The sequence below is a fragment of the Aequorivita marisscotiae genome, from assembly GCF_029814825.1.
GTDB classification, from domain to species: Bacteria; Bacteroidota; Bacteroidia; order Flavobacteriales; family Flavobacteriaceae; genus Aequorivita; species Aequorivita marisscotiae.
In genome coordinates this window covers 1,097,831-1,110,214 of record NZ_CP122379.1, presented here as the reverse complement: position 1 = coordinate 1,110,214, position 12,384 = coordinate 1,097,831, and the positions used below count along the sequence as shown (strand labels likewise).

At 36.3% G+C, this 12,384-nt stretch carries 15 protein-coding genes; 2 read left to right on the top strand and 13 right to left on the bottom strand.

Annotation, left to right across the window (positions count from 1 at the left end; genetic code table 11):
- Nucleotides 1-47 precede the first annotated feature (47 nt).
- The 8 genes from atpH to porW all read right to left on the bottom strand — a co-directional run bounded on the left by atpH (nucleotide 48) and on the right by porW (nucleotide 6,329).
- Nucleotides 48-584 (bottom strand): ATP synthase F1 subunit delta, encoded by a 537-nt coding sequence (gene atpH, locus QCQ61_RS05180; RefSeq protein ID WP_279449712.1) that lies wholly within the window; start codon nucleotides 582-584, stop codon nucleotides 48-50.
- 6 nt (nucleotides 585-590) lie between these two features.
- Nucleotides 591-1,082, bottom strand: a complete 492-nt coding sequence (locus QCQ61_RS05175) for a F0F1 ATP synthase subunit B (RefSeq protein WP_279449711.1) — start codon at nucleotides 1,080-1,082, stop codon at nucleotides 591-593.
- Between the two features lie 81 nt (nucleotides 1,083-1,163).
- Nucleotides 1,164-1,367: an ATP synthase F0 subunit C gene (gene atpE / locus QCQ61_RS05170; protein WP_237601234.1), complete on the bottom strand. Its 204-nt coding sequence runs from the start codon at nucleotides 1,365-1,367 to the stop codon at nucleotides 1,164-1,166.
- Nucleotides 1,368-1,399: 32 nt separating this feature from the next.
- Complete coding sequence (gene atpB / locus QCQ61_RS05165) at nucleotides 1,400-2,488, bottom strand: F0F1 ATP synthase subunit A (protein WP_279449710.1); 1,089 nt, start codon at nucleotides 2,486-2,488, stop codon at nucleotides 1,400-1,402.
- A gap of 118 nt (nucleotides 2,489-2,606) precedes the next feature.
- Nucleotides 2,607-3,002: a hypothetical protein gene (locus QCQ61_RS05160; protein WP_279449709.1), complete on the bottom strand. Its 396-nt coding sequence runs from the start codon at nucleotides 3,000-3,002 to the stop codon at nucleotides 2,607-2,609.
- Nucleotides 3,003-3,008: 6 nt separating this feature from the next.
- The gene (locus tag QCQ61_RS05155) at nucleotides 3,009-3,230 is read right to left on the bottom strand and encodes an AtpZ/AtpI family protein (RefSeq protein ID WP_279449708.1); all 222 of its coding nucleotides are present in this window, start codon (nucleotides 3,228-3,230) and stop codon (nucleotides 3,009-3,011) included.
- A gap of 24 nt (nucleotides 3,231-3,254) precedes the next feature.
- Nucleotides 3,255-3,722, bottom strand: coding sequence for a bactofilin family protein (locus tag QCQ61_RS05150; RefSeq protein ID WP_279449707.1), 468 nt, complete (start codon nucleotides 3,720-3,722; stop codon nucleotides 3,255-3,257).
- Nucleotides 3,723-3,776: 54 nt separating this feature from the next.
- A complete protein-coding gene (porW, locus tag QCQ61_RS05145) occupies nucleotides 3,777-6,329 on the bottom strand; it encodes a type IX secretion system periplasmic lipoprotein PorW/SprE (RefSeq protein ID WP_279449706.1) in 2,553 nt (850 codons plus the stop codon).
- Between the two features lie 282 nt (nucleotides 6,330-6,611).
- On the opposite strand from porW, the gene QCQ61_RS05140 reads away from it, so the two are divergent.
- Complete coding sequence (locus QCQ61_RS05140; RefSeq protein ID WP_279449705.1) at nucleotides 6,612-7,652, top strand: 2Fe-2S iron-sulfur cluster-binding protein; 1,041 nt, start codon at nucleotides 6,612-6,614, stop codon at nucleotides 7,650-7,652.
- 93 nt (nucleotides 7,653-7,745) lie between these two features.
- On the opposite strand, the gene QCQ61_RS05135 is transcribed toward QCQ61_RS05140, so the two are convergent.
- From QCQ61_RS05135 to QCQ61_RS05115, 5 genes are all read right to left on the bottom strand, one after another.
- A complete protein-coding gene (locus QCQ61_RS05135) occupies nucleotides 7,746-8,780 on the bottom strand; it encodes a glycosyltransferase family 9 protein (RefSeq protein ID WP_279449704.1) in 1,035 nt (344 codons plus the stop codon).
- Between the two features lie 54 nt (nucleotides 8,781-8,834).
- Nucleotides 8,835-9,443 carry a DUF4254 domain-containing protein gene (locus tag QCQ61_RS05130; protein ID WP_279449703.1) on the bottom strand — a complete coding sequence of 203 codons (609 nt, stop codon included), beginning with the start codon at nucleotides 9,441-9,443 and terminating at the stop codon, nucleotides 8,835-8,837.
- 61 nt (nucleotides 9,444-9,504) lie between these two features.
- On the bottom strand, nucleotides 9,505-10,524 hold the full coding sequence (locus QCQ61_RS05125) for a DNA adenine methylase (protein ID WP_279449702.1): 1,020 nt from the start codon (nucleotides 10,522-10,524) through the stop codon (nucleotides 9,505-9,507).
- A complete protein-coding gene (locus QCQ61_RS05120) occupies nucleotides 10,521-11,162 on the bottom strand; it encodes a hypothetical protein (RefSeq protein WP_279449701.1) in 642 nt (213 codons plus the stop codon). Before QCQ61_RS05120 ends, QCQ61_RS05125 begins: the two co-directional genes overlap by 4 nt.
- Nucleotides 11,159-12,112, bottom strand: coding sequence for a DUF6427 family protein (locus QCQ61_RS05115; protein WP_279449700.1), 954 nt, complete (start codon nucleotides 12,110-12,112; stop codon nucleotides 11,159-11,161). Before QCQ61_RS05115 ends, QCQ61_RS05120 begins: the two co-directional genes overlap by 4 nt.
- A 41-nt stretch (nucleotides 12,113-12,153) precedes the next feature.
- Here QCQ61_RS05115 and QCQ61_RS05110 point away from each other — a divergent pair, with 41 nt between their 5' ends.
- Entirely contained in the window at nucleotides 12,154-12,381 is a 228-nt protein-coding gene (locus tag QCQ61_RS05110; protein WP_279449699.1) for a DUF6341 family protein, read from the top strand.
- Nucleotides 12,382-12,384 lie beyond the last annotated feature (3 nt).

The window sequence follows — 12,384 nt, the reverse complement described above, 5'->3', positions numbered from 1 at the left end:
ATATTAGATGCTAGATTTTAGACGTTAGACTAAACCTAATTTCCTTATTATATTGATTTACTGAATTCTCTTTTTAAATTTCCTAATTGGTTCGCGATGCTTGCGTTGTATTGCGTATCGCCCATACGAAGGATAAATCCTCCTATAATTTCTGAATCAATTTGGTGGTTTAAGGTTACCTTGTCGCTGCCTGTTAATTCCTTAACCTTGGCCAAAACTTTGGTTTCCATTTCGGAAGTAAGTGGTACGGCCGTAATTACGGTTGCCGTCTTTACTCCCTGCTGGGTGTTGTAAATATCTACATAGCTTTTGGCCACACTTCCCAATAGCGAAGCACGTTTGTTAGCTATTAAAATATTAATTAACGAATGCGTAGCCTCAGATTGCTTCTTGAAAATTTTCAACAAAGCTTCTTTTTTATCGTTGGCCTTAATAACTGGACTTTGAAGTACGGCTCTCAATTCGCGGCTATCTTCCAGCGTTGTATAAACAGACTGCATATCGCCAAAAACCACAGCTTCGGTGTTGTTTTCGTTTGCTTTCTGCAAAATTGCTTTCGCGTATCTTATGGCTGCTCTGCTCATTTAATATTAGTTTAATTTGGCTTCTCCCAACATTTCATTCACAAGCTTCATTTGCTTATCGCTATCAGAAAGTTCGTGTTTTACAACTTTCTCGGCAATGTCTAAAGAAAGGCTTGCTACTTGTTGTTTTAATTCCGCGATTGCCGCTTTCTTTTCGCTTTCAATGGCCGCTTGTGCTTGTGCTACCATTTTGTCGGCTTCTAATTTAGCATCTTCCTTGGCATCGGAAATCATTTTCGCTTTTAATTCACGAGCTTCTTTCATCATTGCTTCGCGCTCTGCACGGGCTTCTTGAAGTAGTTTCTCGTTGTCTGCATGCATGTTTTGCATTTCGAGTTTTGCCTTTTCGGCAGCTTCCAATGCATCATTAATAGAGGTTTCACGAGATCTTACGGCGCCCAAAATAGGTTTCCACGCAAATTTTCGCAAAAGAAATAAAAGCAATAAAAATATGATGGTTGTCCAAAATATTAAACTCTCAGGTGCTACTATATTCATTTGATGATATTTTTTAAAAAAACTTTTTTGTTTAAAACAACATCTCGTGGCCAACCGCCACGAAATGTTGTGTTTTAAAAATTAGGCAATTAATGCCACAACCACTGCGAAAAGTGCAACACCCTCTACAAGAGCTGCTGCAATAATCATTGCGGTTTGAATTTTTGCTGTAGCTTCTGGTTGTCTAGCGATTGCGTCCATTGCTGAACCACCAATTCTACCAATACCAATTCCGGCACCTATTACGGCTAATCCGGCTCCTACTGCTGCTAATGTTCCTGTCATAATTGAAACTTTTTAAAAATAATTAAACAAAATTAATGATGCTCCTCTACTGCCTGACCAATAAACAGCGCTGCTAACAATGTAAACACATAAGCTTGTAATGCGGCAACTAAAAGTTCCAGCACGCTCATAAATAGTACAAATGCTATAGACACCGGCGAAATGGCGGCAGTTTCGAAAATAAAAATCAAGCCAACAAGGCTTAAAATTATAATATGCCCAGCAGTAATGTTCGCGAATAAACGAACCATAAGTGCAAAGGGTTTTGTAAACATTCCAATTATTTCAATCGGAATCATAATTGGGTATAATGCTTTTGGCACATCTGGCGTAAGGATGTGTTTCCAGTAATATTTATTTCCACTAAAAATAGTAACGATAAATACAATTACCGCCATTACTAAGGTGAAAATAATGTTTCCAGTTACGTTTCCACTAAAAGGGAAAAAAGGAATTAGACCTATTAAATTATTTAACCATATAAAGAAAAAGATGGTTAATAATAACGGCATGTATTTTTGGTATTTGTTCCCGATATTTGGCAATGCAATTTCGTCGCGAACAAAAAGAATAACAGGTTCTAAAAGTCCAGAAATACCTTTTGGCGCCTTTTTATTTTTCTTGTAAGAGCGCGCTGCAAAACCGAATATAAGTACTAAAAGTAGCGACACCAAAAGCATAGAAAATACGGTTTTGGTTATAGAAAAATCTAACGGTCTGTCTTCATAAAGAAAGGGACGGCCCATTGTGCTAGCTGCTTCAAACTTCTCTTTGTCAAAACGGTCTGCATAAAAAATATGCTCCCGATATTTAACGAACTCCTGCCCATTAGCCTCAACCACCGTAGTCCCGGAATTATCGTGATGAAATTCTGAAGAAGGAAAAACGGTAAGACCATTTTCTGTCCAAAGAATTACGGGTAGCGCCAACGTGATAGGGTGCCCAGACCAGTCGGCAATATGAAATTCATGCGAATCCCATACGTGACTATTTATCAATTCCTTGGGATCAAATTTCCCATCACCCTCTTCTGGGTTAGGACCCGAAGCGGTTCCTAAAAAAGGCATCAATAAAAAAATAATTAATGCTAAGCTACCGATAAGTGTTTGAGTAAGCCTCATATGTTAATAACTATAAAATATTGTGCTCGTTAAAATTTGTGCAAAAGTACAACTTTTAACGACAAAAAAAAGGGGGGAAGTACGATTGTTTTATTTTTATGAAAATAATCGAGTTTACTTACGGAGCAGATTGACGTAAAAGCCTTAATGTGAGCACTATTTCAAGAAATAAATAAAGAAAATAAGGGCTGAAAAAGGATACAAAATCTGGAATTTTTGAAACTTGCTCCATTTTTATGAGCGGAATTAAAAACACAATGGCGGCAATCATCTTCAATAAAATAAATCCTAAAAAGGCAAAGCCTATATAATTAGGAACAATTTTACTAACAAGGTAAAGCACCGAAAGTATTACTAAAGTTACTACGAAATGAAAGGTATATACGCTCCAAATTGAATAGTAGAAAACAAAGCTATCAGAAATACTATCTACTATTAATCTATGAAGGAAGTACAGCGGCAGTGTTACTAACACCAAAAGCGTAGGAATGAAGTAAAATTTATTGACTTTCAAAATGTTTCAATCTTTTTTATTCATATTTTGAAGCTGTTTAATTACAGCATACAGCGAAATAAAAACGCCTAAAAGAGAAAAGATAATGGTATAGGCAGCGTATTTATTTGGATAAATTTCGTCTAATTTTCTGCCAGCAAATACCCCGATACCAATTGTTACACCCATCTGTATTGCAATGCCAGAAAACACAGCCCATTTTCGGAGATTATTATTATTGTCCGACATGCGCAAAATAGATTATGTTCATTCTTAAGAATCTGCTACTTTTTTGATCTGAGATTGACGGTCAAAAAGATTCGCTTTAGAATTCTCTGAATTTGAATTTGACTGATTAATAGCTGTTACAGTTTTAGCTTTACCCCCCTGCATTACACAGGATGCATTTAATGTAGCGCCAGGTTCAACAGATAATTTACCCACTGTTACATCGCCTTCAATTACTGCCGAAGCTCTTAAAGTAAGTGTTCCCGAAACCTGCAATGTTCCTTCAAATTTACCTTCAATATCTGCATTTTCGCAAGTAAGGGTTCCTATTATAACCCCTGCCTTTCCCAAGACTACCTTAGACGGTGTATTAACGTTACCATCAATTGAGCCATCAATTCTAAAAAACCCAGATGAGGAAACATCGCCTTTTAACTTGGTTCCTTCATTGATTCTATTTTGGGCCGAACCAGGTTCGGCATTTATTCGTTTTTCTTTTTTGTCGGAAAACATAATAGGTTGTATTTATATAATTTCTATACTGTTGTTCTGATTGCTTTAAAAATATTACTCGGCCTCTTCACCTTGTAAATATTCGTCCAAGTTTTTATGGATTTGAATGATTTTATAATTCGGTGTAGAAATTTCAAAGAATTTATGTTTTACTTTATATTCTTTCTTTTCTTTTAGAATGTCGCCAAAGCCCTTGGCACCCAGTTTTGTATTTAGTCCGTGCACAATTACAAAATTTGTCTGCGGGGTGTAATAATCAATTGAGGTTACCATATTTGTATAGTGGTAATCTTTTATGGCCTTTTCAAGTTTATCTTTTAGTTGTTGTGCGGCCTCGGCTTCTTCATTGCTAAATTTGTAAACAAGCTTCCAACTATCGGATTCCTCTTCAGTTACAAAATCCTTTTCTGCTAAAAGAGGCAATGTATTGCTGTAAATTAGCTGCGCTTGCTTTCCTTCTTCGCTATTAGGGTAGTTTAGCGAAACAAAATTCAATGCTTTTTTATATGCCTCAAATCCTTGTTGACGGCCTATGGCGGTTGCTTTCAATAGTTCAAATTTAGGTACGATATCATTGCCGTTATACACTATAATATAATTATCTGCTTTGTTAATTACATCGGCATATTTAGATGCTTCAAATTCTTTATACAACTGTTTGTACTTAAATTCAGGACTGGATTCGTCCGTAGGTAATTGCGAATTTGGATTGCGGAGTATTTCTGCATAGCGTGTATCGGCGTGATTGGTCAATACATCATTTTTGTATTTATCTGCTGCGGAAGGGTTCTCCAAAATTTCGTAAATCTTCACCAGATTATATTTTGCCGGAACCACCAAACGCTCTTCAGGATTGTAAGAAAGTAATTTTTCAAGTCTGTTTGCGGCAAGATTGTATTCTTTAAATTTTTCTTTGTAAATCAAGCCTAATTGGTAATACGCAAAGTTTCTATCTTTTGCCAAACTATCAATTACTTTTTGCTCTGTGGGAATTTTAGCAATATAAGACTGAGGCTGGTAAAGTTCGTTCTCGGCAATTGGCGTTTCGGCAACTATCTCCTCATCCTGCGTAATTAAAGAGCTTCTTTTACTCGATAGCCTCCAATTATCCTCTAAATTGCGATTGCCCCATATTTTTCTAAATTCTCCTTTTCCGTATGCTACGGTAGAAGTATTGTAAAAATAGAAGGTGCTTCCTTTGTTCGGACCTGCCGTGGTTTTTCCTTTTTCGTAGAATTCCTTATTGGCTATTTTTTCTTCAATTTTTATGGCTTCCAAGGAATCTTTGATAGCTTGTTCCTTTAGTCTAGTTGTATATTCAGTAAAAAACGCAAGCTGTTCTGCCTCGCTCATTTTTGTTAACCTTAGAATACTGTCGTTTGCAGTGGCAATTTCTTCGTATTTTATTACATCGTCCAAATTTTCGCGCTTCTTTTTTACACGGCGCCACTGGCGGCTGTTTTCCTCCAGAAATGTGAGCGTACTATCGTAATAAGCACCGGCATTTTTATATTCTGCCGCATCAAAATTTATTAGGGCCAGGGTTTGGTAATTTACAGATTGAAGAATTCTGTCCTGCTTAAAAGCCTTAATAGATTTATTGTAATATTTTACTGCCGTTGCAATACTGTCGCTATTGTAATAATAATCTCCGAACTGATTGTAGATTTTATCTAAAAACGGACGGTTTTCGCGGTTTTTTTCAAGGTCTTGCAAAAGCTCTAAAAATGCGGTGCGATCTCCTTTTTCATAATCGAAATTTTTACCTCTTTCCAAATAGGCGTTAATCATATAGATTCTTGAAGTTTTTCTATTCATCTCTATAACTTCTTCAAAAGCTATATTAGCGCTGTCTTTTGCACCCAAACGATTGTATAACTGTCCTTTTATAAAAGTGTATCTGCCTTTTAGCTCATTGTCTTTTACATTATCTGTCGCAATTTTAATGTAGTCTAGCGCGGGCTGTAACGAATCTAAATTTATAAAGGCCTGCGCCATCATTGCTGCGCCTTCTGCAGTTTCTTCTTCAGTAAGTTCAGCCTGCTCAAACATTTTTTTGAGGTTCTCTATGGCAAATTCTTCATTTTTTAAACGAATGTTGGTTTTAGCCTTCCAAACCTTAGCCACGTTTATATTATTGCTGGTGGGATAACGATCTAAAATAAAATTGAAAGCATCTAATGCAGGAATAAAACGACCATCGTAGTAACGGGCCTTCCCTAGTAACATATAAGCCTCGTCTATCTGCGGGTTATACTCCTTGCCGTCTATGTACATGGAATGTTTTTGAATTGCTTTAGTAGCTTTCTCCTCAGCTCGGTTAAAACCTCCGCTGTTCTGTTTATTGGCGCCAGGCGCCTTGACTTTTACCTCAGCTTCTACAACATCTATACGTTCTACAGGAAGTATCTCCCAAAAATTATCGCGAAATCCATATGCCAATTGGTCTTTAGCGTCTTCAAAAGCCATTTCGCCATTATACAGGGTATTGTATTCCGTAGTAACCGCTTGAATATTTCGGCTTAAAAAGGTATTTTTTTTACGAGAACACGCCGCTAAAAAAATAACAGCGAGAATAAATAAGGTAAGTTTATATGTGCCTTTCATCTATATTTTATATGCTATAATTGAATGATTGAATTTGCCGCTAAACATTATTTTGGTTGTGTAAAAAAATGTGTGCCGGCTCTTTTCAAAATGTATTCAGTTTATATGTTATTGTAACTTAAAAGGTTCTATTTTAGTATGTAGAATCGCTATAGAGCGGTAAAAATACATTTCTTTTTAATATCTACTTAAGGAAACACCGAAAAAAATGCTACATATTAAAGCGGCTGAAGCTTTGTTTCCTTGATTTCCTTTGTACTTTTGCAGAAAAAATATACGATTATGAGCGACTCTCATACGCTTACTGTTTCCGAAGTAAAAAAAGAAACCCCAAATTCCGTTTCTATTGCCTTTACTATTCCCGAAAAACTAAAAGACACCTTTGCTTTTAAGGCCGGTCAATATATTACAATAAAATACAACAAAGACGGAAAAGAGCTTAGGCGCGCCTACTCTATCTGCTCTTCACCAAAAAGTGGCATTTTAAAAGTTGGGGTGAAAAAGGTAGAAAAGGGTGCTTTTTCTGCGTATGCTAATTCAAAATTAAAAGCTGGTGACACTTTACAGGTAATGCCACCAACAGGAAAATTTATTCTGGAGCCTAATTTAAAAAATTATGTAGCTTTTGCTGCCGGAAGCGGAATTACCCCAGTACTTTCATTAATAAAAAGCACATTGGAAGAAATGCCCCAGAGCAATTTTCTTTTAATTTACGGCAATCAAAATATTGAAGAGGCCATGTTCTACAACGAGATTTTGGATCTTCAGAAACAATTTCCAAAACGTTTTTCAACCGAATTTGTTTTTAGTAGAAAAGAAGAAGAAAATGCTAAATTTGGTAGAATTGACCGGGCTATCGTTAACTTTTTTCTGAAAAATAAATACAATCAGACTACTTTTGAAGCATTTTACTTATGTGGGCCCGAAGAGATGATAGATGAAGTTTCCGCCACATTAAAGCATAACGGCATTAACTCAAAACAAATTCATCACGAACTTTTTTCAACTGCCGAAAAAGGATTGCTGGTTGAAAAGCATGACGGCAATTCGAGCATTACCGTAATTCTTGATGATGAAGAAGAGATTTTTGATATGCCACAAACAAAATCTATACTTGAAGCCGCATTAGACGAAGGATTAGATCCTCCGTATTCCTGTCAAGGTGGTATTTGCAGTACGTGTATAGCTCGATTAAAAGAAGGAAAGGCCGAAATGCGAAAAAACCAAATTCTCACCGAATCTGAAATCGCAGACGGATTAATACTTACTTGCCAAGCCCATCCCACTACGCCAAAAATCGTGGTAGATTACGACGATGTGTAAACCGCTATCCTCCCAAATGGTAAGATTTTACAATGGTTGAAAGCGAATTACAAGGATTTTTAAGTTTTTTGGAATCCAGAAGTTAAATGCAATTTATTTAAGCAAATCAAAAATCTTTTCTACTATTGTTTTTGGTGAAATAGTCTGCATAGCATTTTTATATTCCTTCGGAAATTTATTGCCATAGATTGAAGTAGGAATCAACGGAAATTTTTCACGGTTAGCAAGCAATTGATTTTGAGCTGGCTGATTAAAAGGCACAAAGCCCGCATACGGATGTGTTACGCCCCAAAGTGTTACCACCGGCACCCCGTACATTGCCGCTAAATGCCCATTGCCGCTGTCCATGGAAAGCATTAAATCTAAATTTGAAATTAAGGTGAGTTCTTCTTCAAAGGTGATTTTTCCGGCTACATTGGTAACATTTGTAAATGGATTTTCAAGCTGCTGAAGTTGCTTTACTTCCCTTTTTCCTCCGCCAAATAGAAAAATTCGGTACATGTCCTTTTTGTCTAATTCGCGAAGTACTTCTGCCATTAAATTCAAAGGATACATTTTACTATCATAAGCCGCAAAGGGCGCAATACCAATCAATTTTTTCGGCTCCACACCTATAAGCCCATTCAATTTGGGAATTAATGGCTTTCTATCGGGTGCACAAAAGTTTTTTAAATCGATTGGAAAACCAAGATTCCCAAAAACATCAGCATAGCGCTGATGGGTAGTTTTTAATTGCGAAATATTTTTCCCTTTGGCAGAAATTAATGCTTTTTTTTCTGCTCTTCCCTTTTTGATTGTTGCAGTTTTAAGCCCTTTCAATTTTAAATATTTCGTTATTATTTTTGAACGAATTACATTGTGAAGATCTGCCACAGAATCAACGCCAAACTCCTGAGCTTCTTTAGCCAGTTTTAGCAATCCGAGACGTTTATGTTCACCATAAACATCGGCTTCTAAAAAATTAAGATTCGGAATATCTTTAAAAAAAGGTTTAAAAAACGGACGGGAAACCACCGTTATCTTTACATCGGGATAGGTTTGCGCCAAAATGCCAATTACGGGAACCGTCATAGCCACATCGCCCATTGCAGAGAGGCGGATTACCAGTATGTGGGTGGGTTTAGCCATTTGGGATTTGAAAAACCTCACAGGTTTTGAAAACCTGTGAGGTTTAAAATAATACTATTTTTTTCCGCGAAGCACTGGGTTTAGCTCATCGTCATTATACATTTTCATTTGCTTATAGACTTTCATATACTTTCTGCCGTGGGCAATATCATCCAACAATTGGTTAATTGCAGTACTTAAATCTACACGCTGTTCTAGCAGTATATTTAGTTTGGCTTTGCAGGCCATTAAATGCTCTTGTGAAGCATCTGTACGCGTTGCTTCTTCATTCATATGATAAACTTTTAGGGCTAAAATTGAAAGTCTATCAATTCCCCAAGCAGGGCTCTCGGTATTAATCGTTGCGTTCTCCTTCACCTTAACATCCTTGAATTTTTCAAGAAAGTAGCTGTCAATATACTCCACCATATCTGTACGATCTTGATTGGAGGCATCAATTTGGCGTTTTAATTTTAAGGCCCCTACTGGGTCAATATTTGGATCGCGGATAATATCTTCATAATGCCACTGTACGGTATCTATCCAACACTTTCTGTAGAGTAAATGTTCAATTAACTGGTTGTCTTTATCGTACGGATTATTAAATGGTTGATCCACGGTATTTATTTCGTGATATTTTTCGATAACTTCTGCAAAAATTTTATTGGCTTTGTCTGAAAACATAGTTTTATTTTTATTTTGAAATCTTAAGTAGGTTGCGACTGCACTCAACCTGACATTTGGATTATGATTTTTCTAAAATATGCAAATATTCAAAAGTTGCTGTGGCCTTGTGGTTTCGGTTTTCGGTTTTATCGGCTTTAAAACGTTGGTATTTTTTGGTTTTCAAAGTATATTTTCCGAACCGTTCCATAACCGCTTGCACTTCTTTTTGACTCATTAATCCTTCGTTATTGTAACTCAGGAAAATATATTGAAATTGTGCGTTCTCAATCAATTCTTCAAAACTTTTTAGCACTTCGCCTGTTTTGCACCAATCACTTTTGTAGTAATCGCGCAAGCCAGTTTTCCCCTTTGGCACAAAGGTATCATATTTTGCGATAGTATTTAGCAAATGATAGTTGGCGCCGTATTGACGCGCGTTGTACGGCGGGTCTAAATATAGAATATCGCCTTTAATTTCCTTGATAAGTTGGTTGGCATCCTTTTGGAAAATTTGGTTTTTTTGAAAGGGCAATACTTTGGAAAACAGATCCTTTTTTGTCATTGCAGGTTGAATTATCATCGTTTTTGCTGCCGATTTTTTAATGTGTTTTAAATACGCCCCGTAAACCGAAGCCGTATTCGCCACTTTATCGGCACTTTCTAATAATGAAGCGAGCAAAAAGAAATATTGATCTTCAGTAATTTTTGAAGATTCTTTCCATTTCTCAATTTCAATACGAACAGCGTCAATTTTTTGCCCATTTTCTGTTGTGAAGTAGTTTCTGCCGGCTTTTCCACCTTCGGAATAATTTTGGAAAATGAAGCCTTTTTCGCCTTTTAGAAGATTCAATTCATTTATAAATCCTTCGTAATTGAAAACTATATGATTGCCGATATAATTTCGGTTTAACACAAAACTGTAATACTCCACATCGTTTGCGATAATTTGTTTTACGTGGGGTTTAAAATTTCGGCCTACGATACCCGTACCCGCGAATAGGTCGCAGAATGTTTTATTATGAAGGTCATTTCCGCAGGTTTCGGTAACTGTTTCAAATATGAAACTGGAGAGTTTGTGTTTGGAGCCTATGTAGTTCATTGAGAAACCCAGATAATATCGCTAAAAGTTTTCTGTTCGCCTACAAAAGTAAAGGAATGAAGTTGCTCCGGCCGGAAAGAATCAACATATTTTTGAATGGCATTTTTAAGCAGTGAAATTTCAGCTTTTAATTTCCAGTGCTCCCCGGTTTCATTATAAACAACAATAAAAAGTCGGTTTTTAAAATGATGTCTTTTTTGGGTGCTTTGATTTTTATAGAGCCACGAAATAAGTTCGTGTTTATGCGTTTTGGCATAGTTAAAAGTTTTGCCAAATTGTTTTGGGAAGACCGATGTTTTATGATCAAAAGGAATTCCGAAGAGGTAAAAATCCTTTTCTGAATCTTTGCAATCCGCCACCGATTCTACACCTTCTATTTCATTAAAAATTTGCTCTACCGCTCGAGCGCTCCAAAAGTTGTACCAGCGATTGGCGGCATATTGAAAAATATGCTGTTTGTTTAACTTCTGGGTGTCGGCCACATCAGCAATTTTCCGAATTAGAGCGTTCCAATTGTCTGTTCGGTATATAAAGTTTGTGTAACTGTCCCAAACATCGTTTTGCCTTTGAAACCATTTATAGGAAAAAGCCTGTCTTTTTTTAAGTTCTTTTTCAATATTTGAAAGAATTAATTTCATAAAAACAAAAATATAACGGGCAAGATTACAACCATCCACAACATAATTTCCTTAAACCAAAACTCCGAGGCGTCGTTTCTTCGATTCCTGTCCTTAAATGAACTTTCAATATAATTAGCGCATATAATTGAAACCGGAGCTAGAACAAAAAGTACCTCGGCACCCGTTTTATCGGGCGCGCCCAGCGCTACGAAAAGTGTGGTAAGACTAACATATAACAGTAGGATAAAATTTGGTTTTTCTTTTAATGGCAATGCCGGAATCTTTAAAACGCGATAAAAGCCAGTCCAAATATAAAATGCTGAAATAATAGTGACCGGAATTAATATTGAAACTGAATTATAAGCTGAAAAATTAAAACGTATTTCTTCTTTCCAAGTATAGAGCCATCCAATTGAATTATTAAACAACAATTGATAGGCCGTGTTCAAAAGTACTACGGCCAGAAAACCTGTAAAAGGGATCAATAATTGCTTGTAATTGCTATTAGGTTTTTGAACGATCGCAATCCAAAGAGGAATAAAAAACAACAGGCTCCAAAAATAGAACAGAGCCGCTATGGTTATCCACAGACTGGCGTCCAATATTTTTTTAGACGAATTCCGATCGCTCCGCAAGCTCATAATTCTTCGCAGGGCTAGCAGTAAAAAGGCATTGGCAAATATTATTTTATGCTGAAGAAAAATTACAGGTAGCATTAGCATAAAACAAGTAAAGAAAAGAATAGCGTACGTATTGTTTTTAGTTAATTGATTTTTCCGGATTATAAAGTCCAAAAGCAACATGGCCAGCCCACTAATGAGCATAAAGAGTAAATGAAAAAAAACCTCTGAAATGGAAAAAGCTATAGCATTCGCCGAAATTTCGGCATACAAATACCCAGCAATTATAAAAACACCGAGAATTAAATAGTTTATTGGGTTAGATTTTCCAAAAAAGCTTGTTAGCATAGGGTGTTATTTTATATTTTTGTCTCTTAAAGATTAAAGATATGACTTGGAAAGGTTTTTGGGAAGGAATAGCTTCCCTTTTTGAAGATTTTCTATTTATACCCTACGACGCTTTAATGAAGTTAGAGCTCGATAGTTGGTGGTTGGCAAATATAGTTTCTTGGATATTTTTACTTATTGGTGCGGCAGCCTTTATTTATTGGCTACGCAAATTGAAAGATTTTAATGAAAATACCGAAGTAACTTACACCTTCGACGAAAATCCATAATTT